The following is a 20,540-nucleotide window of genomic DNA, read 5'->3' as shown; positions in this document are numbered from 1 at the left end:
TGGAGGCTGTGATGCGTATCGGCTTGATGGTCGGCTCCGACCGGGAGCGTGCACGCGCGGACCGGCTCAGCGGGTTGCTCGACGACGGACGTGCCGCGCAGGAACAGGGTTTCGCCACGTTCTGGTTCCCGCAGGTGCCCGGGTACCTCGACGCCATGACCGCCGTCGCGCTGCTGGGCCAGGTCACCGAGCGCATCGAGATCGGTACCGCCGTCGTGCCCATCCAGACGCGGCACCCGCTCATCATGGCGCAGCAGGCGGCCACGACCCAGGTGTCCTGCGGCGGGCGGTTCACGCTCGGAATCGGTCCGTCCCACGACTGGATCATCTACGGGCAGCTCGGCCTGCCCTACGACCGGCCCGCCCGCCTGGTACGCGACTACCTCGACGTTCTGCGTCCCGCACTGGCCGGTCCCGGCCCGGTCGACGTGGACAACGACAGCTTCCACGTGCACGGATCGATCGACGTCACCGACTCCCACACCGTGCCGCTCCTGGTCGCCGCGCTGGGGCCGGTGATGCTGCGCCTGGCCGGCGAGCACGCCGACGGCACGATCCTGTGGATGGCCGACGAGCGCGCCGTCGAAACCCACATCGCGCCGCGCATCACCGCCGCCGCGAGCGCCGCGGGCCGTCCGGCGCCCCGCATCGTCGCCGGAGTCCCGGTCGCCCTCTGCTCACCCGGTCAGGTCGACGACGCCCGCGCCTACGCCGGCGAGGTGCTCGGCCACGCGGAGCTGTCGCCCAACTACCTTCGGCTGCTCGAGCACGGCGACGCCGACGACGTCGGCGACACCATGGCGGCAGGCGACGAGGCGGCCGTGGCGGCCCGGTTGCGCCGCTACCGCGACGCCGGCGTCACCGACCTCGCCGCGCGTGTCATCCCCCTCGGTGACGACACCGCCACCCGGCAGAAGTCACGGCGACGCACTCAGGAGTTCGTGGCGTCGCTGTGCGCCGAATTCACCTGACGCACCACAGTTCGACGAGCGCGTGGATCTGTTCGAGATAGTGCTCGAGCGAGTGGTGCACGAACCGCGCGGAGACCACCGTCGTGCCGGCTGCGGCCAGGGTGTGCAACGCCTCTTCGGTGGCGCCGGGTTCCTCCACCGGGTCGAGCGGCCGTTCCGCCGGCAGCACGACATCGAAACCCGGCGGCACGTCGAAGCCCCGCAGCCACTCCGCCGCGGTGGCGGCTGAGACGTAGAAGGGGCACCAGCCGTCGGCGAGCGTGACCGCACGGCGCAGTGATCGTTTGGTGCGGCCGCCGACCCAGATGGGCATGTGCGCCTGCAGCGCACAGGGGTCGACGGTCAGCCCGCCGAACGAGTAGTACTCACCGTGGTAGGCCGGTTCGTTGCTCGGCAGCGCCGACCGCAGTGCTCGCAGGGCGTCGTCGGCACGCGGTCCCCGATCGTCGAACGGGGCACCGAGGAGGTCGAACTCCTCCTTCAGCGTGCCGACCCCGACGCCGAGGATCACCCGCCCACCGCTGACGTGATCCAAGGTGCCGTAACGCTTCACGATCGCGAGAGGGTGGTGGTACCCGAGCACCAACGTCATGGTGGCGAGCCTGATGCTCGTGGTGCGGGCCGACACGTAACCCAGCGTGGCGAGCGGATCCCAGTACCTGGCGCCACGCCGTTCCGCCTCACTCGACGGCATCGCGATGTGCTCGCTGCACGTCAGATGGTGATAGCCGAGACGGTCGGCGGTTTCGGCGATACGACCGATGTCCTCGATCGTCGCGTCCCTCTCCCAGGTGAGCGGAGCGCCGGCGACGTTGGTGACGACGGGCGTGGCGATCGCGAGCTTCAATGCAGCGGCTCTTCGCCCGCCAGGATGGTTCGGTGCATCAGCCGGCCGCTGTCCTCGGCGTACGGCAACACCCTGTGCATGGTGCCGGTGTTGTCCCAGATCAGCAGATCACCCGGCTGCCACTCGTGGCGGTACACGTACTGCGGCTGTGTGGCCCAGTCCCGGAGCCGAGCCAGCAGGGCGCGGCTTTCCTCGACGGGCATCCCGATCACGTAATCGGCTGTGGCGCCGAGCAACAGCGACTTGCGCCCGGACCGGTGCGTCCACACGATCGGACACGACTTCGTCGGGGACTTCTGCCAGAAGGAGAGTTCTTCGTAGCTCATCTCGGGACGGACGTAGTACTGGGAGCGTTCGGCGCTGTGCACGACCCGAAGGTCCGCGATGAAGTCCTTGTCGGACGGTGGCAGATCCTCGTATGCGGCGTAGGTGTTGCAGAACTCGGTCTCTCCCCCGGTATCCGAGAGTCGGACCGCGCGAAGCAGAGTCGCGAGATTCGGGTAGGGCTGCAGGGAACCGTCGAAATGCCAGAACATCGAGCCTTTGAGATACTCGGCGCGCTGATTGACGCTCTTGTCGAGCGAGATCTTGTAGATGCCCGCCTGGCCCTCGCCCTGCACGATGTCGCCGAGCGTCTCGGCAACGGCCACCTGCTGCTCGTCGGTGACGGTCAACCCGCGGAAGAAGATCACGCCTCGACGTTCCAACGTGGCCCGGATTCTCTCGGCCTCCCGGCCACTGAGCAGCGTGTCGAGATCGCACCTGACCTCACTGCCGATCCGCGGGGTGAGGTCGATGATCTCGAGCTGGGCGGAGGTCAGACTCATGGCTCTCAGCTCACTCTCGTCAGGATCGTGTCGGCCGAATGCTTGACCCGCGGCTGATTCCACAACTCCACCGCCAGGGAGACGGTGATCAGGGAGTAGAGCAGGTTGCGCAGGTTCGCGACGTCATCGGGCAGGGGTTCGGCGTAATCGAACTTGTCGACGTAGGCGACCGCTTCCTCGGCGCACGGAAAGATCTCGTCGTAGAAGGCGCGGATCTGCTCCATGGAACTGTTCACCCGCTTGACGTAGCGCTCGTGCCCGTCCTCGATCGCCCATTCGTCGACCAGGTGTTCCAGGTGCGAGAACTCCGGTGGCAGCGTGGCACTCATGACCGGTCCGCCTTTCGCTTCTCCTCGGCGACTCCCCTGTCCACGTAATCGCCGACGACCTTGTGCAGGTGACGGAGCAGGATCTCCTCGTCGTTCATGGTGAAGTGGGTGAGCGCTCCGCTTCTCAACATCGCCTGCAGCCCCTCGGAGGGGCTGGCGTCCTCCAAGATGATGTCGTTGAGGAACGTCATCGTCAGTTCCTGGCCCAAGCGTTCGCGATGGGTCTTGGGCGGCTGGTAGTACGCCTCTGTCTCGAAGATGTGCGAGTGCGGCCCGGTGGGCCAATGGGTGTGCACTGTGAAGCCCGACGCACCGAAGATCAGCACGAAATTCGGGAAGAACTGGTACGAGTCGAACCCGTACTTCTCCGCGCGGGTCGGATTGATGCCCCGTGGCATGGGTCCGCGATCCGATTTCTTGTTCCACGGGCCCGCCGCGCTGGCCTCCATCACACACTCGATCGGTTTCGAGTACGGGGTCTTCCGCGACGGCTCGCCGGCGAACGAGAACATCCGATGCGGGCCCTTGAGCTGGTAGCCCAACGCATCGGTGAACGGGTTCGGCTGGTCGAATGCGTCTCTGGCCTCGGCGGTGAGGGCGCCGAACGAGGACGCATGCAGGTAGGGACCGTGGTAACTCTCCGCGAAGCCGTCGACGAAGATCTTCCAGTTGCACTGCAATTCGGCCTTGAACCGGTAGACCTGGTGCGGCCCCTCGAAAGGATAGCCCTCGAGATCGTGCGCGAGTTCGCCGAGGTACGAGCGCACCGACTCCGTGTTGTCCGGGTTGAGATTGACGAAGATGAAGCCTTCCCACACCTCGCACTGGATCGCGGGCACGCGGCAACTGTCGGCGTCGAAGTCGAGCAGCAGATCCTTACGGGTGGCCGAATGCAGTGTGCCGTCGAGCTTGTACCGCCAGCCGTGGAAGCGGCAGTACAGCAGCGGCGCGCGGCCGGACATCTCGCGGAACGGGTCGTCCTCCCACAACATCTTGTTGCCACGGTGTGGACAGATGTTGTGCAGGGCGCGGATCACGTCGTCCTTACCGCGCACGATGATGATGGAGGTGTTGAGGAACCTGAGCTCGCGCGTGAAGAAACTGCCCGACTTCGGGACCTGCTCGACCCGCCCCATGTAGAGCCACGTCTTCTTGAAGACGTGCTCGAGTTCCTTCTGGTAGAAGTCTTCGGAGACGCAGTCCTCCAGCGATACCGGTCCCCGTCCGAGTTCGGGATACGCATCGGTCCAATGTCCGCTTGCGGGTTTGGTCACCAGGCTGTCGCGACTCATGAGGGCCTCCTCAGCGCCGACGCTAACAGCCGGTGATTCCGCCGAAACAGACCAAAATCCGCAACACCCTGTTGCATATTTGGAACAGTGAGTGAGGAGGGGACACATGGAACAGAATCTCCCTTTCGACCTCGATGCGTTGCTGGTGTTCGGCAAGGTGGTGGAGAATCGCAGCCTGTCGAAGGCGGCCGCGCTGCTCGGCATGCCGAAGTCGACCGTCAGCCGCAAACTCAGCAAGCTGGAGTCCGACCTGGGTATCAAGCTGCTGCGCAAGAACACCCACCAGTTGACCGTCACCGACCTCGGCGAGAAGGTCTACCGCCACGCGGTCAACATCCTGACCGAAGCCAACGGCGTACGCGCCCTCGTCGAGGGCAGCAGACAGGAACCCCGGGGAGAGTTGCGGGTGGCCATCCCCGTCTTCCTCGGCATCGATTACGCCTCGCGGGTGGGCGCCGCCTTCCTGCAGCACTACCCGCACTCGCGACTGGACATCCGGCTGGTGGACAGCATGATGGACCCCGTTCGGGACGGCTTCGACGTGGTGTTCGGAACCGGGCCGTTGCAGGATTCGACACTGATCGCCCGCAAGGTCTTCAGCCTCGAGCTTTTCCTGTGCGCCTCAGCCGACTTCGTCGGGCAGCTGGCCGAGCCGGTGACCGAGCCCGCGCAGCTCGGCGAGCTGCCCTTCATCGACTTCGGATTCGGCGGCCCGCGCAGGCTCACCCTGGCCCGCGACCAGCACCGGCACGAGCTGGCGCCTCGGATCCGGGCCCGGGCGAACAACTTCCAGGTGTGCAAGCAGTACATCCTGCAGGGCCTCGGCATCGGGGTGATGCCCGCCCAGATCATCTGCACGGCCGAGTTGCGCGAGCGCACGATCGTCCCGGTGCTTCCCGAGTGGCATGTCGATGCGCTCGACGTGCACATGATCTATCCGTTCGAATTGTCTTACTCGACGCTGATCAGTGCGTTCTACGAGTGTGCGCGCGAGATCATCGTCGAGAACATCGCGCGGACATAGCTCGGAGACGATTTAGTTAGACGCGCGTCAGCTATATGCATCGAGCAGAACCGTTGATAGAGTCCGGTGATGCCGGACAGTGCCGAGACAGTGGCCGCTGACAGTGGTCAGCGTCGTGCCACATACCAGCGCGCCCGGTCACACGAGACCAAGCGGGCGCTGGTGGCCGCGGCGATGGCGCTGTGGCGGACGAACGGCTACGCGCAGACCACGGTCGCCGACATCTGCCGGGCGGCGGGCGTCTCCCGCGCGTTGTTCTACTTCTACTTCCCGACCAAGGAGGATGTGCTCTTCGAAGTCGGGTTGACCTCGACCCGCACCGCCCGCACGACCGTGCGCCAACTCCTGCGCGGCGATTACGACGTCGAGACCGTCATCGCGCGGGCGCTGCGCAGTCTCCAGCGCTCGATGGCGCGTAATCCCCCCGACCTGATCGTCGAGACGATCCTCGAGGGCTACCGCCACGAACAGCGGATCCTCGCCGGCGCTGACGACGCCCACGAGGACGCCGACATGTTCGGCGAACTCTTCGCCGCCGCACAGGCCGACGGCAAGCTCGCCGCCGACGTCGACGTCATGCACCTGTCGCGGCTGGCGCAGATGCACGTGAGTGAAGGAGTGCGCCACTGGGCCATGGGCGGTTTCGGCGGGCGTTCCTTCGCCGACGTGGTCACCGCCGACATCTCGGCACTGATCGCGGGATTCAACGTCCGCAGCAAGGACCTCAGATTCAACGTCCGCAGCAAGGACCTCACATGAGCCCACCGTTGTCCGCCGCCGACCTCTATCACATCGGCGTGGTCGTCGCCGACGTGGACGCCGCCGCGGCACGGCTCACCGCCGTCGCCGGATACCGGTGGACGAGGCCGATGGAGTACACGGTGCCGGTGGTCACGTCCACGGGCCCGCTCGACGTCCCGTTCCGCATCTCGTTCTCGGTGGAGCCGCCACATCTCGAGCTCGTCCAGGAGGTACCCGGAACTCTGTGGGCGGCCGCGCCCGGCCGCGCCACCCACCACCTCGGGTACTGGGTCGACGATGTCGAGACGACATCGAAGCTGTTGTCGGACTCCGGGTTCGCGTTCGAGGCGGGCCCCGCTGCCGATCAGCCGCCGACCTTCGCCTACCACGTCGACGCGGCCGGTACCCGCGTCGAGATCGTCAACCGCGGCGTGTTCGGAGATTGGACCGCCTTCCTGCAGTCGATGGCCACGTAGACCGCTCAACCAAGAGGAGTCACACAACATGGCATGGGATTTCGAGACCGACGCCGAGTACCAGAAGGTCCTCGACTGGGCCGACGACTTCGTGCGCAACGAGGTCGAACCACTCGACCTGGTCTGGCCACACCAGCAGTTCGTCCCGCTCGACGGTGAACGCCGACGGGCCATCGACCCGCTCAAGGAGGAGGTGCGGCGCCAGGGCCTGTGGGCCACCCACCTGGGACCGGACCTGGGCGGCCAGGGCTACGGCCAACTCAAGCTCGCGCTGCTCAACGAGATCCTCGGGCGCTCGCAGTGGGCGCCGATCGTGTTCGGCTGCCAGGCGCCCGACACCGGCAACGCCGAGATCATCGCCCACTACGGCACCGACGAGCAGAAGCAGCGCTACCTGCGCCCGCTGCTCGACGGTGAGTTGTTCTCCTGCTATTCGATGACCGAACCGCACGCCGGGGCCGACCCGACGCTGTTCACCACCCGGGCGGTCCGCGACGGTGACGACTGGGTGATCACCGGCCAGAAGTTCTTCTCGTCCAACGCCGCGACGGCCGCATTCCTGATCGTCATGGTGGTCACCAACCCCGATGTCAGCCCGTACCAGGGCATGTCGATGTTCCTGGTGCCCACCGACACCCCAGGGGTGAACATCGTGCGCAACATCGGCCTCTACGGTGAGCGCGAGGGCCAGGGCAGCCATGCGCTGATCCACTACGACAACGTCCGTGTTCCGGCCGACGCCCTGCTCGGCGGCGAGGGCCAGGCGTTCGCGATCGCCCAGACGCGGTTGGGCGGGGGCCGCATCCACCACGCGATGCGCACGATCGGGTTGTCCCGCAAGGCACTCGACATGATGTGCGAACGCGCCCTCAGCCGCCAGACACAGGGCAGCCGGTTGTCCGACAAACAGTTCGTCCAGGGCTACATCGCCGACTCCTACGCCCAGCTGCTCCAGTTCCGGCTGATGGTGCTCTACACGGCGTGGGAGATCGACAAGTACAACGACTACAAGAAGGTGCGCAAGGACATCGCCGCGGTGAAGGTGGTGATGCCGACCGTGCTGCACGACATCGCGTGGCGGGCAATGCAGGTACACGGCGCGCTCGGGGTCACCAACGAGATGCCGTTCCTCGGCATGGTCACCGGCGCGGCGGTCATGGGTCTCGCCGACGGGCCCACCGAGGTGCACAAGACCACGGTGGCCAAACAGGTGCTGCGCGATCACCAGCCGACCACCGACACCTGGCCCACCGAGTGGATTCCGCGCAAACGCGAAGCGGCACAGCAGAAGTACGCCCAGTACCTCGAGCATCAGGTCGGCAACCTGTGAGCGAGATCGACGCCACCCGCCTCGCGGCATGGATGGACGAGGCCGCGTTGCCCGGTAAGGGAGAAGCGCTCGAGACCCGGTTCCTCTCCGGCGGCACCCAGAACGTCATCTACGAGATCAGCCGCGGCGAACACCGATGCGTGCTGCGGATGCCGCCGCCCGGCGCACCGCCGGACCGGGACAGGGGAATCCTTCGCGAGTGGCGGATCATCGAGGCGCTCGACGGCACCGACGTCCCGCACACCGCCGCGGTGGGCGTGTGTGACGACCCCGACGTGCTCGGCAGGCCGTTCTACCTCATGGGGTTCGTCGACGGGTGGTCCCCGATGGACACCCACGGGCGGTGGCCGGAGCCCTTCGACAGCGACATCTCGGTCCGCCCGGGCCTGAGCTACCAACTGGCCGAGGGCATCGCGCTGCTGTCGAAGGTCGACTGGCGCGCGAGGGGGTTGGCCGACCTGGGCCGGCCCGAAGGGTTTCACGAGCGGCAGGTGGACCGGTGGATCGGGTTCCTGGACCGGATCAGACGACGTGACCTGCCGGGCCTGGACGCGGCGACCGCCTGGCTGCGCGCCCACAAACCGCTCGACTTCATCCCCGGCCTCATGCACGGGGACTATCAGTTCGCCAACGTCATGTACCGCCATGGCGCCCCCGCTCGGCTCGCGGCGATCGTCGACTGGGAGATGGGCACCGTCGGCGATCCGAAACTGGACCTGGGCTGGATGGTGCAGAGCTGGCCCGCCGACAGCGATGCGCCGGAGGAGGGTGAGATGACCTACGTGGACATGCGCGGGATGCCGTCGCGCGACGACGTCGTGGCCCACTACGCCGAGGTGTCCGGGCGTCAGGTCGACGATCTGGACTACTACCTCGTGCTGGCCAAGTGGAAACTGGCGATCGTCCTGGAGCAGGGCTTCCAGCGCGCCGGGGACGACGAGAAGTTGCTGGCCTTCGGACCGGTGGTGACCGACCTGATGGCCTCGGCCGCCGACCTCGCCGAATCCAGCGACTACCGGTGAGGGCCGCGGTCTGCGCGGCGCACGGTCCCCCGGAGGGGGTGCGGATCGAGGAGTTGCCGTCACCGGCGCCGGGCCCGGGTGAGGTGCTCGTGCGGGTCGGCGCGGCGGCGGTGAACTTCCCCGACGTCCTGTTGATCGCGGGCCGCTATCAGGTCAGTGTGCCCACGCCGTTCGTGCCGGGCAGTGAGTTCGCCGGCACCGTCGTCGGCGTGGGCCCGCAGACCGAGGGATTCGTAGTCGGCGACCGGGTGACGGGGACGGGGATGCACGGCGCGTTCGCCGAAGAGGTGGCGGTCGCCGCCTCCGGCCTGGCCCCGATACCCGACGGTGTCGACGACCGGACGGCGGCCGCCTCCGGGGTCGCCCACCGCACGGCGTACCACACGCTGCGGTCGGTGGCGCGCGTCGAGCCCGGCGACGAGGTGGTCGTGCTCGGCGCAGGCGGCGGCGTGGGCCTGGCCTCGGTGCAGCTCGCGGCGCACCTGGGCGCCCGGGTCACCGCGGTGGCCTCGTCGGACGAGAAACTCGAGGCGGCGGCGCATCACGGTGCGAGCCGGGTGATCAACCACCGGTGCGGCCCGCTGCGGGACGCCCTGCGCGAAGCGGTGCCCGACGGTGCGGCTGCGGTGGTCGACCCGGTCGGCGGCGATCTGTCCGAGCCCGCGCTGCGCTCACTGCGCCGGGGTGGGCGGTTCGTCACCGTCGGCTTCGCCTCGGGCGCGATCCCCCGGATCCCGCTGAACCTCGTGCTGATCAAGGGCGTCACGGTCCAGGGTTTCCAGTTCGCCGACATCCCCGCGGCCGAGTTCGAGCGCAACGAGCGGGAATTACGAGAACTGCTCGCCGACAACACGATCCGTCCGCACATCGGTGCGCTCTACGCACTCGAGGACGTCACCGCCGCGCTGCGGCAGGTGGCCGACGGACGCGCCGTCGGGAAGGTGGTGGTCGACCTCTCCGGTCGACCCGCTTAGCTGGCGGGAATCAGGTCGGCGGCCACCGACGGGCGGGCCATCATGCCGCAGCGGAAGGTCTCGGTGTGACCGACGAAGTCGGCCTCGATGTCGTTGACCGCAGCGAGCGCCTGCGCCTTGAAAGCGCGTGCGGCCGCGCTCAATTCGTGGCGGACCGCGTCCACGTCGTCGTCCAGGTCGGCCGGACAGCGCTCCCCCCACAGCGTCACCTCGGTGTGGCCGTGGTCGAGGGCGATCCGCACGTGTTGACGGACCCGCTCATCGCAGTCGATGAGGTCGGCGGCCACCGCGACGGTCTGCGGGTGCGGGCGCTCGGACCACGCCTCGAGCACCGGCTGCAGCGGCAGGACGGTGGCGCCCAGGATCTCCAGCGGTCGCGCGTCCTCGTCCACGTCGTCGACCAGCACGGTGACATCCCAGCCGGCCATCGACCGGTCGTAGAGCCATCCGCCGGCGAATCGCACGGCGTCCCGCACATTCGGAGAGACGATGTCGAGGCGGTAGCGCATGTCGAACTGTTCGGTCATCTGGTGATCTCCTCGTGCGGCGTCGGAACGGGGCTGAAGTCGCGGGCCAACATCTCGGCGTAATCCTTGAACACCTCGGTCAGCGGGATCGACGGGTCGAGCAACCATGACGTCTCCATTCCGTTGACGAAGGCGAGAATCTCCACGGCCTTGGTGGCCGCGTTGAGGTCTTGGCGGTAGCGACCGGCGCTCTGTTCGCGCCGGATGATGCTGGTGACTATCGACACCGCGGCCCGCTGGCGGTCGAGCAGCCGGTCGTGCAGCGGGGCGTCGGGGGCGATGTTCTCGACGAGCAGGACGGTGAAGGTGCCGACCAGTTCGGGCGCCCGCTGGAACCGCTCGGCCACCCGGGCGATCTGCACGAACAGATCGCCGGTGCGGTCGGCGTGCGTGTCGTCGTCCATGTCGCGGGCGTCGAGCACCGCGTTGAGCAACTGCTCCTTGGACTCGAAGTGGTGCAGCAGCCCGGCCGGGGTGACACCGGCCTCCCTGGCGATCTGGGCGAGCGACGTGTTGCGCCACCCGTTGCGTGCCAGCAGCCGCTCGGCGACCGCGAGTATCCGCTGACGGCGGTCCTCACCCTTTGCCAGCAACGTGGCGTAGGGCCTCGAAGACTGCAGCGCGGACACCTGACTCCCTCGGTCGAACCAACCTAGTGAACACACAGTAGGTAGGTTTTTCCGATGTGACAAGGGTCTCACGGAAAATGGGTTTGGACCGACGTCACACTGCTGGTCAGGCGCTCAGCAGAGTGCTTAAAGACCGAGCGATTTGGCGATGATGACCTTCATGACCTCACTCGTGCCGGCGTAGATCCGCGCCACCCGAGCGTCGTTGTACAGCCGGGCGATCGGATACTCCATCATGTACCCGTAGCCGCCGAACAGTTGCAGGCAGCGGTCGACGGCGCGGGCCTGCATCTCGGTGCAGAAGAGCTTCACGCGGGCGGCGTCCTCGCGCGACAGCACACCGTCGACGTGGTCGAGCACGGCCCGGTCGAGCATCGCCTGGGCGGCCTCGATCTCGGTGGACACCGCCGCCAGCTCGAACTTCGTGTTCTGGAACGACGCCACAGGAGTGCCGAACGCCTTGCGGTCCTTCACGTAGTCGATCGTCGCGTGCAGCGCCGAGCGGGCCTGGGCCACCGAGCCCACCGCCACGGTCAGCCGCTCCTGTGCGAGGTTGTGGCCGAGGTAGCTGAACGCCTCGCCCTCCTCCCCCAGCAGGTTCGCCGCGGGCACGCGGACGTCGGTGAACGACAGTTCGGCCGTGTCCTGGACCTTGCAGCCCATCTTCTCGAGCTCCCGGCCACGCTCGAACCCGGGCATGCCGTCCTCGACGACGATCAGCGACAGACCTCGGCGACGGTTCTCCGGATCGGTCGAGGTACGCGCCACGACCACGACAAGATCCGCCTGGATGCCGCCGGTGATGAAGGTCTTCGCGCCGTTGACGATGTAGTGGTCCCCGTCGCGCACCGCGGTCGTGCGCACCCCGGCCAGATCGGATCCGGTCCCCGGTTCGGTCATCGCGACCGCGGTCAGCAGCGTGCCCGCCGCGAGCCCGGGGAACCACCGCTTGCGCTGCTCGTCGTTCGCGTAGTGCAGGAAGTACGGCAGGATCACCTCGAGCTGGGTGCGCACGGTCGACAGCGTCACCAGCGCGCGGGCGGCCTCCTCCTGCAGGACCACGTTGTAGCGGTAGTCGTCGATCCCCGCTCCCCCGTACTCCTCGGGGATGGCCATGCCGAGCATGCCGAGCGCGCCCATCTGCTTGAAGACGTCGCGGGGCATCCGGCCGGCTTTCTCCCACTCCGGGTACTGGGGTACGACCTCCTTCTCGACGAAGTCACGGGCGAGTTGCCGAAAGGCGTCGTGGTCGTCGGTGAACAGGTCTCGGCGCACGGTGGTCCTCCTGGGCTAGGCGATGAGTTCGACGAGGGTCGCGTTGGCGGTGCCGCCGCCCTCGCACATGGTCTGCAGTCCGTACCGGATGCCGTTGTCGCGCATGTGATGCACCATCCGGGTCATGAGCACCGCGCCGGAGGCGCCGAGCGGGTGGCCGAGCGCGATGGCGCCGCCCAGCGGGTTGAGCCGCTCCTCGGCCGCGCCGGTCTCGGCGAGCCAGGCCAGCGGCACCGGCGCGAACGCCTCGTTGACCTCGAACACGCCGATCTCGTCGATACCGACGCCGGCCTTGTGCAGCACCTTCTCCGTGGCCGGGATGGGGCCGGTGAGCATCAGCACCGGATCGGCACCGGCCACCGCGCCGGCGCGGTAGCGCACGATCGGCGTCAGACCCAGCTGCACGGCGTTCTCCGCCGTCATCACCAGCAGGGCCGCCGCCCCATCGGAGATCTGCGAGGAGTTACCCGCGTGGATCACGCCGTCGTCGCGGAACGCCGGCTTCAACCCGGCCAGCTTCTCCACCGACGTGCCGCGCCGCACACCTTCGTCGGCAACCACCGGGGCGGGGTCCGCCCCGGTGAACACCGGCACGATCTGCGCTTCGAAAGCCTTGTCGTCCTGCGCTTTTGCGGCCAGCTCGTGGGACCGTACGGAGTACTCGTCGAGGCGGGTGCGCGAGAACTCCCACTTCTCGGCGATCAACTCGGCCGAGATGCCCTGGTTGAATTCGAAGTCGGGGTAGCGCGCGAGCACCTTCGGCCCGTACGGCATGCCGGTGGCGCGCGCCGACCCCAGCGGCACCCGGCTCATCACCTCCACACCGCCCGCGACGACGATGTCCTGCTGACCCGACATCACGGCGTGGACGGCGAAGTCCAGCGCCTGCTGACTGGAACCGCAGGCCCGGTTCACGGTGGTGCCCGGGATGTGTTCGGGCCAGCCGGCGGCGAGCACGGCGAACCGGCCGATGTTGCTGGACTGGTCGCCGACCTGCGAGACACAACCCCAGATGACGTCGTCGACCACATCGGGCTCGATCCCGGCCCGCAGGACCAGTTCGTTGAGGACGACGGCGGACAGGTCCGCGGCGTGCATCTCGGACAGGCCGCCGTTGCGCTTGCCGACCGGCGTCCGGACGGCTTCGACGATGACGGTTTCGCGCATGGGTGCTCCTGAGTGGTCTGTGCGTGTCGACCGGGGGTGTCGACTACGGGGCGTGCCGGTTACGCATACGCCGGACCGACCGCGCCCTGCTCCCGCAGCGCGGCGATGTCGTCGGCGGACAGGCCCAGCCCGCCCAGTATCGCGTCCGTGTGCTGACCGAGTCCGGGCACCGCCCCCATGGGCTGCTCGAACCCCTCGATCACCGGCGGCGGCAGCAGCGCGGAGATCTCGCCGCCCGGCGTCTCGACCGGCCGCCAGCGGTCCCGGGCGCTCAGATGGGGATGGCCGACGACCTCACTGGGCAGGTTGTAGCGGGAGTTGCCGATACCGGCGTCGTCGGCCTTCTTCTGGATGTGGGCGAGATCGTTTTGCGCACACCAGGATCCGATCGCCTCGTTGAGGATGTCGCGGTGTGCACACCGGTCGGAGTTGCTCGCGAACGTCGGATCGTCGGCCAGGTCCTGACGCTCGATGATCTCCCGCGCCAACCGTTGCCACTCCCGGTCGTTGGTGGTGCCCAGCACGACGGTCTGCCCGTCGCGGGTGGGGTAGGCGCCGTACGGCGCGACCGCCGGTGAGCTCATCCCCAGCGGTTGCTGGTCGATCCCGGAGTGCTGCGTGTAGGTCAGCTGGTAGCCCATGATGTCGGTCATCGTGTCGAACAGGCTGACCGCCACGGCCGGGGCCGGTTCGGCGCCGTCCCCCTTGCGCGCGTAGAGCAGCGCCAGGATCGACAGCGCGGCGTAGAGCCCCGTCGAGATGTCGGCGACGGGCGGACCGGGTTTGGCGGGCATACCGGGGTAGCCGGTGACCGCGCAGGCGCCGGATTCGGCCTGGATCAGCAGATCGTAGGCGCGCTTGTGCGAGATCGGCCCGCCGGCGCCGTAGCCGTCGATCTCGACCGGGATCACCTGCGGGTGCCGCTCTTTGAGGCCGGCGGCCCCGATGCCCATCCGCGCCATCGCGCCGGGCGCGAGGTTGGACACCAGCACGTCGGCGCCGTCGAGCAAGCGGTGCAAGACGTCCATGCCCGCGGGTGACTTCAGGTCGAGACTGAGCGACTCCTTGCCCCGGTTGGCCCACACGAAGTGGGCGGCCTGCCCGCGGACCACGTCGTCGTAGTGGCGGGCGAAGTCGCCGCCATTGGGATTCTCGACCTTGATCACCCGCGCGCCGAAGTCGGCGAGCACCCGCGTGCACATCGGCGCGGACACCGCCTGTTCCAGTGTCACGACGGTGATACCGGCCAGCGGTGCGTCGGAATGCATCACATCACCATGCCACCATCGACCGGCAGCACCTGACCGGTGATGTACGACGCGGCGTCCGACGCCATGAACACGAACGCCCCGGCGACCTCTTCGGGTCCGGCCCAGCGCTTGAGCGGGATACGGTTCATCATGTTGGCCGCGAACTTCTCGTTGGTCCGGATCGTCTCGGTCATCGGCGTCGCGGCGAGCGGCGCAAGGGCGTTGACCATGATGTTCTTCGTGGCCAGTTCGCGGGCCAGCGATTTGGTGAACCCGATGATGCCGGCCTTGGCCGCCGAATAGTTGACCTGACCGAGCGTTCCGGTCAGGCCCGCCGCCGACGTCACGTTGATGACACGTCCGGTGCCGTCGGTCGGCAGGTACGGCAGGGCGGCCTGCGTGCAGTGGAACGTGCCCATGACGTGTACGTCGAAGGTCAGCCGGAACGCCTCCTCGGTCAGTTTCGGGAACATCGCCGGGGCGGTGACCCCCGCGTTGTTGACCAGGATGTGCAGCGATCCGCCGCCGAGCCCCGCGGCCTGCGATGCGGCGGCGTCGGCGGCGCCGCGGTCGGCGACGTCGAGCGCGCACGAATCGGCCTTACCGCCCTCGGCGCGGATGCGCTCGGCCACCGCGGCCGCGGCGTCCCCGTCGATGTCGGTGACCAGCACCGCCGCCCCGGCCTGGGCCAGGGCCGCGGCGACGGCGGCGCCGATCCCGCCGCCCGCGCCCGCACCGGTCACCATCGCGGCACGTCCGGTGAGGTCGAAGTATCCGTGTGTCATGTCAGTAGCTCCTGGGCAGGCCGAGGACGTGGGAACCGAGGAAGTTGAGGATCATCTCCTGGCTGACCGGCGCGATCTTCATCAAGCGGGCCTCGCGGAAGAAGCGGGCGACGTGGTACTCCTCGGCGTAGCCCATCCCGCCGTGGGTCTGCAGCGCCCGGTCGGCGGCGGTGAAACCGGCGTCGGCACACAGGTACTTGGCCGTATTCGCTTCGCGCCCACACGATTTGCCGTTGTCGTAGAGCCAGGTGGCCTTGCGCAGCATCAGCTCGGCGGCGTCCAGGCGCGCCAGCGAGTCCGCCAGCGGGAACTGGATCCCCTGGTTCATCCCGATCGGGCGGTCGAAGACGTGCCGGTCGGTTGCGTAGCGCACCGCCTTGTCGAGCGCCACGCGCCCGATACCGAGCGCCTCGGCGGCGATGAGCATGCGTTCGGGGTTGAGCCCGTCGAGGATGTAGAAGAACCCCTTGCCCTCCTCGCCGACGCGGTCCTCGACCGGGATGCGCAGGTCGTCGATGAACAGTTCGTTCGAGCTGACCGCGTTGCGGCCCATCTTCGGGATCGGGCGGATGTCGACGTGCGCGCGGTCGAGGTCGGTCATGAACAGCGTCATACCGTCGGTCTTCTTGGTGACCTCGTCGTACGGGGTGGTGCGGGTCAGCAGCAGGATCTTCTCCGACTCCAGCGCCTTGGAGATCCACACCTTCCTGCCGTTGACCACATAGCTGTCGCCGTCGCGCCTGGCGAAGGTGGTGATGCGCGAGGTATCCAGTCCCGCACCGGGTTCGGTGACACCGAAACACACGTGCAGATCGCCGCCGGCGATGCGCGGCAGCGTGCGGGCCTTGAGCTCGTCGGAGCCGTGTTTGACCACCGGGTGCATACCGAAGATCGACATGTGGATCGAGCTGGCCGCGTTCATCCCGCCGCCGGACCGTGCCACCGCCTCGGCGAGCAATGTGGCCTCGGTGATACCGAGACCGTGGCCGCCGTACTCCTCGGGGATCGTCATCCCGAGCCACCCGCCGCCGGCGATGGCGTCGTAGAACTCGGTGGGGAACTCGTGGTTGGAGTCCTTCTCCATCCAGTACTGGTCGTCGAACCTCGCGGCGAGCTCACTGACCGATTTGTAGATCAGCTGCTGGTCTTCGGTCAGTTCGAAATTCATGCCGCCCGACACGTGGTTCTCCTCTTTCGTCGCAAATGTGCTGTCGCACATGGCTCACCGGTGCGACCATCGTCGGCCGCACCGGTGAATCCGCCCGTTCGTCAGTCGCGGGCGCCGGTGACCGCCTTGGCGTTGGCCTGGAAGTCGGCGAAGCTCGATCCGCTCCTGTCCTTGTGGGCGCTCAGGGCCCGGATCGACACGTCGTGGCCTTCGGCGGACTTCCGCAGCGCACCGACCGTGGCCTGCTCCTTCGGGATGTGCTTGAAGGGTTCGAAGTGGTACCACCGCATGGCGTTCTCGTGGGTGATCTTGTTGATCTCCTCGTCGGACACCTCGTAGGTCTCGAAGACGGCCATCAACTCCTCCGGCGCACCCGGCCACATGGAGTCGCTGTGCGGGTAGTCCATCTCCCAACAGATGTTGTCGACGCCGATCATGTGCCGGTTCTTGACCCCGACCGGGTCGGAGATGAAGCAGGTCAGGAAGTGCTCCCGGAAAACCTCCGAGGGCTTCTTGTCGCCGAAGTTCTGGTGCGTCCACGTCGAATGCATCTCGTAGGTGCGGTCCACCCGGTCCAGGAAGTACGGAATCCACCCGGTGCCGCCCTCGCTCAGCGCGATCTTCAGACTCGGGTAGGCCTTGATCGGCGCGGACCACAGCAGATCCGCCGCGGCCTGCACGATGTTCATCGGCTGCAGCGTGATCATCACGTCCATCGGCGCGTCCGGTGCGGTGATCGCCAGCTTGCCCGAGGAACCGATGTGCACGTTCATGATCGTCTCGGTGTCGACGAGGGCGTCCCACATCGGCTTCCAGTGCTCGAGGTCGTGGAAGGACGGGTAGCCCAGCGTCGAGGGGTTCTCGGTGAACGTCAGCGAGTGGACGCCCTTCTCCGCCACCCGCCGGATTTCCTTGGCGCACAATTCGGGATCCCAGATCGCCGGGATCGCCATCGGGATGAAGCGGCCGGGGTTGCTGCCGCACCACTCGTCGATGTGCCAGTCGTTGTAGGCCTGCACCAGCGCCAGCGAGAAGTCCGGATCCTCGGTGGCGAACAGTCGCGCGGCGAAGCCGGGGAACGACGGGAAGTTCATCGTGGCCAGCACGCCGCCGGCGTTCATGTCCTTGACGCGCTCATTCGGGTCGTAGCAGCCCTTGCGGATCTCGTCGAGGCCCTGCGGTTCGAGGCCGTACTCCTCCTTCGGCCGGCCGGCGACCGCGTTCAGCGCGACGTTGGGGATGACGGTGTCACGGAACTGCCAGGTGTCGGAGCCGTCCGGGTTGTGCACCAGCCGGGGCGCGTCGTTGATGTACTTCTCCGGCAGGTGGTTCTTGAACATGTTCGGCGGTTCGATGATGTGATCGTCCACGCTGATCAGAATCATGTCGTCGTGCTTCACGGCTCTAGTCCTTCCGTCGAGCGGCTGCGTGCTCCGGCGAGGTTCTCCCACTCAGAAAACTATCTTCTCACTACGGGAGAATCAATGTCGGTGAACAATTGACGCAGTTTGCGCGCCATGCCGCCGACCGGGACGTCCCGGTGCGCTCATGCCCGCGTGTTGACCATCATGCACCTTTGTGGAAACCTGTTAGTCAGAAATGAGAACCTGATTCTCGCCCTTGAGAGGAGACGCCTGTGCGCCTGGCCCCGCTGCCGGCGGATGAGTGGGATGACGACGTGCGGCGCGCACTGTCGGTGATGCTCCCCGAAGAGCGCCTCACCCCGGAGGGAGCAGGGAACCTGCTCGCCACGCTCGCCCATCACCCGAGCCTCACGCGCGCATTCCTGCGCTTCAACGTCCACCTGCTGTTCCGCTCGACGCTTCCGGAGCGACTGCGCGAACTCGCGATCCTGCGCGTCGCGCATCTGCTCGGCTCGGAATACGAGTGGCGACATCACGTCTCGATGGGCCGCCAGGTCGGGCTGAGCGACGCGGCCATCGAAGGCGCCGCCCGCGGTGAGGGTGGCGACGAGCTCGACCAGTCGGTCCTCGACGCGGTCGATCAGCTGCAGGAGAAGGCGAACATCTCCGATCACACGTGGGCCGCACTCAGCGCCCACCTCGACGAGCGTCAGCGCATGGACCTCGTCTTCACCATCGGCTGCTATGGCGCACTGGCCATGGCCATCAACACATTCGGCGTAGAACCCGACCAGGAGAGGTAACGAACCGTGGCACATTTCCCCAAACCGGCCGCCGGTAGCTGGACCGAGAACTGGCCGGAACTCGGCACGGCGCCGGTCAACTACGAGGACTCGATCAACCCCGATCACTGGCTGCTCGAACAGCAGGCAATCTTCCGGAAGACCTGGCTCAAGGTCGGCCGCGTGGAGCAGACGCCCAAGAAGGGCAGCTACTTCACCCGCGAGATGCCCTCGGTGGGCCCCGGCACATCCATCGTCATCGTCAACGACGGTGACCAGGTCCGCGCGTTCTACAACCTGTGCCGCCACCGCGGCAACAAGCTGGTGTGGAGCGACTACCCCGGCGAAGAGGTCTCCGGCAGCTGCCGTCAGTTCGTCTGCAAGTACCACGCCTGGCGCTACAGCCTCAAGGGTGACCTGACGTTCGTGCAGCAGGAGCAGGAGTTCTTCGACCTCGACAAGCAGGACTACCCGCTCAAGCCGGTGCGCTGCGAGGTGTGGGAGGGCTTCATCTTCGTCAACTTCGACGACGACGCGGTCTCGCTCGAGGAGTACCTGGGCGAATTCGGCCAGGGTTTGAAGGGCTATCCGTTCCACGAGATGACCGAGCACTACAGCTATCGCTCGGAGGTCAGGTCGAACTGGAAGCTGTTCATCGACGCGTTCGTCGAGTTCTACCACGCACCGATCCTGCACATGAAGCAGGCGGAGAAGGAGGAGGCCGAGAAGCTGGCCAAGTTCGGCTTCGAGGCGCTGCACTACGACATCAAGGGCGATCACTCGATGATCTCGTCCTGGGGCGGCATGAGCCCGCCGAAGGACCTGAAGATGGTCAAGCCCATCGAGCGGATCCTGCACAGCGGCCTGTTCGGACCCTGGGACCGACCGGACATCAAGGGCATCCTGCCCGACGAGCTGCCGCCGGCCATCAACCCCGGGCGCCACAAGACCTGGGGCCAGGACTCGTTCGAGTTCTTCCCGAACTTCACCCTGCTGTTCTGGGTGCCGGGCTGGTATCTGACGTACAACTACTGGCCGACCGGTGTGGACACCCACATCTTCGAGGCCGATCTGTACTTCGTGCCGCCGAAGAACCTGCGCGAACGGCTCTCCCAGGAACTGGCCGCGGTGACGTTCAAGGAGTACGCGTTCCAGGACGCGAACACGCTGGAAGCCACGCAGACCCAGATCGGCACCCGCGCCGTACTCGACTTCCCGCTGTGCGACCAGGAGATCCTGCTGCGGCACCTGCACCACACGGCGCACAAGTACGTGGACCGGTACAAGGCGTCTCTCGCGGGCGGCAACGGCAACGGGTCCACGAACGGCAAGCACGCCGCCACCACCGAGGACGAGAAGGAATCCGCACATGCCTAAGCTGCCTGAGGAATTCGCCGATCTGGAGCGGTTCGCCGACTGGTGCCTTCCCACCGAGGAGGAGCGCTACCAGAAGCGCCTCAACTCGACCATGGCGGAGATGCAGGAACTCTACGACGCCGGCATGGCGCGACTCGAGGACATCATGGTCTACGTCGACGCGCGATTCCCGCTCAAGGGCATGCCCGACGACGCGAAGGCGCTTGTGCACCTGGGTCAGTCGATCGTGATGGTGAGCTTCCCCGTCGAGGTGTGGAAGCAACCGCGCGTGCTCGACAGCGGCGCGGCCTACATCCACCTCATCAAGGAGCCGGTGGTCTGACGGTGGGTGACGGATCGTCGAGACTACGGTTCTTGAGGAATATCACCGAAAATCCGTCAAC

22 protein-coding genes are annotated in these 20,540 nt (G+C 67.0%); 10 read left to right on the top strand and 12 right to left on the bottom strand.

Annotation, left to right across the window (positions count from 1 at the left end; translation table 11 throughout):
* Positions 1-11 precede the first annotated feature (11 nt).
* Positions 12-971, top strand: a complete 960-nt coding sequence (locus AU195_RS00575; RefSeq protein WP_059157346.1) for a TIGR03564 family F420-dependent LLM class oxidoreductase — start codon at positions 12-14, stop codon at positions 969-971.
* Here the strand turns inward: AU195_RS00575 and AU195_RS00570 are convergent.
* From AU195_RS00570 to AU195_RS00555, 4 genes are read right to left on the bottom strand one after another with little or no spacing between them, the layout of a single operon-like run.
* Entirely contained in the window at positions 964-1,818 is an 855-nt protein-coding gene (locus AU195_RS00570) for a TIGR03619 family F420-dependent LLM class oxidoreductase (RefSeq protein WP_059157112.1), read from the bottom strand. The genes AU195_RS00575 and AU195_RS00570 overlap by 8 nt on opposite strands.
* The gene (locus AU195_RS00565; protein WP_059157111.1) at positions 1,815-2,645 is read right to left on the bottom strand and encodes a TauD/TfdA dioxygenase family protein; all 831 of its coding nucleotides are present in this window, start codon (positions 2,643-2,645) and stop codon (positions 1,815-1,817) included. Before AU195_RS00565 ends, AU195_RS00570 begins: the two co-directional genes overlap by 4 nt.
* Positions 2,646-2,650: 5 nt before the next feature.
* The gene (locus AU195_RS00560) at positions 2,651-2,974 is read right to left on the bottom strand and encodes a hypothetical protein (RefSeq protein WP_059157110.1); all 324 of its coding nucleotides are present in this window, start codon (positions 2,972-2,974) and stop codon (positions 2,651-2,653) included.
* On the bottom strand, positions 2,971-4,266 hold the full coding sequence (locus tag AU195_RS00555) for an aromatic ring-hydroxylating oxygenase subunit alpha (RefSeq protein ID WP_059157109.1): 1,296 nt from the start codon (positions 4,264-4,266) through the stop codon (positions 2,971-2,973). Before AU195_RS00555 ends, AU195_RS00560 begins: the two co-directional genes overlap by 4 nt.
* Positions 4,267-4,372: 106 nt before the next feature.
* On the opposite strand from AU195_RS00555, the gene AU195_RS00550 reads away from it, so the two are divergent.
* The 6 genes from AU195_RS00550 to AU195_RS00525 all read left to right on the top strand — a co-directional run bounded on the left by AU195_RS00550 (position 4,373) and on the right by AU195_RS00525 (position 9,833).
* Positions 4,373-5,290, top strand: a complete 918-nt coding sequence (locus tag AU195_RS00550; RefSeq protein ID WP_059157108.1) for a LysR family transcriptional regulator — start codon at positions 4,373-4,375, stop codon at positions 5,288-5,290.
* Between the two features lie 69 nt (positions 5,291-5,359).
* Complete coding sequence (locus AU195_RS00545; RefSeq protein ID WP_082702916.1) at positions 5,360-6,049, top strand: TetR/AcrR family transcriptional regulator; 690 nt, start codon at positions 5,360-5,362, stop codon at positions 6,047-6,049.
* Complete coding sequence (locus AU195_RS00540; RefSeq protein ID WP_059157107.1) at positions 6,046-6,507, top strand: VOC family protein; 462 nt, start codon at positions 6,046-6,048, stop codon at positions 6,505-6,507. The genes AU195_RS00545 and AU195_RS00540 overlap by 4 nt, the downstream gene beginning before the upstream one ends.
* Before the next feature lie 28 nt (positions 6,508-6,535).
* Positions 6,536-7,837: an acyl-CoA dehydrogenase family protein gene (locus AU195_RS00535; RefSeq protein ID WP_059157106.1), complete on the top strand. Its 1,302-nt coding sequence runs from the start codon at positions 6,536-6,538 to the stop codon at positions 7,835-7,837.
* A 32-nt stretch (positions 7,838-7,869) separates the two neighbouring features.
* Positions 7,870-8,859 carry a phosphotransferase family protein gene (locus AU195_RS00530; protein ID WP_059157344.1) on the top strand — a complete coding sequence of 330 codons (990 nt, stop codon included), beginning with the start codon at positions 7,870-7,872 and terminating at the stop codon, positions 8,857-8,859.
* Positions 8,856-9,833, top strand: coding sequence for an NADPH:quinone oxidoreductase family protein (locus tag AU195_RS00525; RefSeq protein WP_059157105.1), 978 nt, complete (start codon positions 8,856-8,858; stop codon positions 9,831-9,833). Before AU195_RS00530 ends, AU195_RS00525 begins: the two co-directional genes overlap by 4 nt.
* Here the strand turns inward: AU195_RS00525 and AU195_RS00520 are convergent.
* The 8 genes from AU195_RS00520 to AU195_RS00485 form a co-directional block, all read right to left on the bottom strand.
* Entirely contained in the window at positions 9,830-10,342 is a 513-nt protein-coding gene (locus tag AU195_RS00520) for a hypothetical protein (protein WP_059157343.1), read from the bottom strand. The two genes, AU195_RS00525 and AU195_RS00520, sit on opposite strands and share 4 nt — an antisense overlap.
* 14 nt (positions 10,343-10,356) lie before the next feature.
* The gene (locus tag AU195_RS00515) at positions 10,357-10,989 is read right to left on the bottom strand and encodes a TetR/AcrR family transcriptional regulator (protein ID WP_059157104.1); all 633 of its coding nucleotides are present in this window, start codon (positions 10,987-10,989) and stop codon (positions 10,357-10,359) included.
* 126 nt (positions 10,990-11,115) lie between these two features.
* Positions 11,116-12,264: an acyl-CoA dehydrogenase family protein gene (locus AU195_RS00510; protein WP_059157103.1), complete on the bottom strand. Its 1,149-nt coding sequence runs from the start codon at positions 12,262-12,264 to the stop codon at positions 11,116-11,118.
* A gap of 15 nt (positions 12,265-12,279) precedes the next feature.
* Positions 12,280-13,431, bottom strand: coding sequence for a thiolase family protein (locus AU195_RS00505; RefSeq protein WP_059157102.1), 1,152 nt, complete (start codon positions 13,429-13,431; stop codon positions 12,280-12,282).
* Positions 13,432-13,490: 59 nt separating this feature from the next.
* Entirely contained in the window at positions 13,491-14,699 is a 1,209-nt protein-coding gene (locus tag AU195_RS00500; protein ID WP_059157101.1) for a CaiB/BaiF CoA transferase family protein, read from the bottom strand.
* Positions 14,699-15,466 (bottom strand): SDR family NAD(P)-dependent oxidoreductase, encoded by a 768-nt coding sequence (locus tag AU195_RS00495; RefSeq protein WP_059157100.1) that lies wholly within the window; start codon positions 15,464-15,466, stop codon positions 14,699-14,701. Before AU195_RS00495 ends, AU195_RS00500 begins: the two co-directional genes overlap by 1 nt.
* A gap of 1 nt (position 15,467) precedes the next feature.
* A complete protein-coding gene (locus AU195_RS00490) occupies positions 15,468-16,685 on the bottom strand; it encodes an acyl-CoA dehydrogenase family protein (protein WP_082702914.1) in 1,218 nt (405 codons plus the stop codon).
* A gap of 50 nt (positions 16,686-16,735) precedes the next feature.
* Positions 16,736-18,034, bottom strand: a complete 1,299-nt coding sequence (locus tag AU195_RS00485; protein ID WP_157530976.1) for an amidohydrolase family protein — start codon at positions 18,032-18,034, stop codon at positions 16,736-16,738.
* Positions 18,035-18,270: 236 nt separating this feature from the next.
* Here AU195_RS00485 and AU195_RS00480 point away from each other — a divergent pair, with 236 nt between their 5' ends.
* From AU195_RS00480 to AU195_RS00470, 3 genes are read left to right on the top strand one after another with little or no spacing between them, the layout of a single operon-like run.
* Positions 18,271-18,801, top strand: coding sequence for a carboxymuconolactone decarboxylase family protein (locus AU195_RS00480; RefSeq protein ID WP_059157099.1), 531 nt, complete (start codon positions 18,271-18,273; stop codon positions 18,799-18,801).
* A 6-nt stretch (positions 18,802-18,807) separates the two neighbouring features.
* Positions 18,808-20,157 carry an aromatic ring-hydroxylating oxygenase subunit alpha gene (locus AU195_RS00475; RefSeq protein ID WP_059157098.1) on the top strand — a complete coding sequence of 450 codons (1,350 nt, stop codon included), beginning with the start codon at positions 18,808-18,810 and terminating at the stop codon, positions 20,155-20,157.
* The gene (locus AU195_RS00470) at positions 20,150-20,479 is read left to right on the top strand and encodes a hypothetical protein (RefSeq protein ID WP_059157097.1); all 330 of its coding nucleotides are present in this window, start codon (positions 20,150-20,152) and stop codon (positions 20,477-20,479) included. The genes AU195_RS00475 and AU195_RS00470 overlap by 8 nt, the downstream gene beginning before the upstream one ends.
* Positions 20,480-20,540: the final 61 nt, after the last annotated feature.

It is taken from the genome of Mycobacterium sp. IS-1496 (assembly GCF_001499995.1).
In the GTDB taxonomy this organism is placed as follows: domain Bacteria; phylum Actinomycetota; class Actinomycetes; order Mycobacteriales; family Mycobacteriaceae; genus Mycobacterium.
The sequence above is the reverse complement of the archived record's forward strand: the minus strand, read 5'-3'. Positions and strand labels throughout refer to the sequence as shown.

Excerpts from the sequence above, each read along its gene's own strand:
- AU195_RS00545 (WP_082702916.1), top strand. The coding sequence starts at position 5,360 with ATGCCGGACAGTGCCGAGACAGTGGCCGCTGACAGTGGTCAGCGTCGT.
- AU195_RS00530 (WP_059157344.1), top strand. The coding sequence starts at position 7,870 with ATGGACGAGGCCGCGTTGCCCGGTAAGGGAGAAGCGCTCGAGACCCGG.
- AU195_RS00550 (WP_059157108.1), top strand. The coding sequence starts at position 4,373 with ATGGAACAGAATCTCCCTTTCGACCTCGATGCGTTGCTGGTGTTCGGC.
- AU195_RS00495 (WP_059157100.1), bottom strand. The coding sequence starts at position 15,466 with ATGACACACGGATACTTCGACCTCACCGGACGTGCCGCGATGGTGACC.
- AU195_RS00540 (WP_059157107.1), top strand. The coding sequence starts at position 6,046 with ATGAGCCCACCGTTGTCCGCCGCCGACCTCTATCACATCGGCGTGGTC.
- AU195_RS00560 (WP_059157110.1), bottom strand. The coding sequence starts at position 2,974 with ATGAGTGCCACGCTGCCACCGGAGTTCTCGCACCTGGAACACCTGGTC.
- AU195_RS00575 (WP_059157346.1), top strand. The coding sequence starts at position 12 with ATGCGTATCGGCTTGATGGTCGGCTCCGACCGGGAGCGTGCACGCGCG.
- AU195_RS00565 (WP_059157111.1), bottom strand. The coding sequence starts at position 2,645 with ATGAGTCTGACCTCCGCCCAGCTCGAGATCATCGACCTCACCCCGCGG.
- AU195_RS00490 (WP_082702914.1), bottom strand. The coding sequence starts at position 16,685 with ATGTGCGACAGCACATTTGCGACGAAAGAGGAGAACCACGTGTCGGGC.
- AU195_RS00470 (WP_059157097.1), top strand. The coding sequence starts at position 20,150 with ATGCCTAAGCTGCCTGAGGAATTCGCCGATCTGGAGCGGTTCGCCGAC.
- AU195_RS00500 (WP_059157101.1), bottom strand. The coding sequence starts at position 14,699 with ATGCATTCCGACGCACCGCTGGCCGGTATCACCGTCGTGACACTGGAA.
- AU195_RS00505 (WP_059157102.1), bottom strand. The coding sequence starts at position 13,431 with ATGCGCGAAACCGTCATCGTCGAAGCCGTCCGGACGCCGGTCGGCAAG.
- AU195_RS00555 (WP_059157109.1), bottom strand. The coding sequence starts at position 4,266 with ATGAGTCGCGACAGCCTGGTGACCAAACCCGCAAGCGGACATTGGACC.
- AU195_RS00520 (WP_059157343.1), bottom strand. The coding sequence starts at position 10,342 with ATGCGCTACCGCCTCGACATCGTCTCTCCGAATGTGCGGGACGCCGTG.
- AU195_RS00535 (WP_059157106.1), top strand. The coding sequence starts at position 6,536 with ATGGCATGGGATTTCGAGACCGACGCCGAGTACCAGAAGGTCCTCGAC.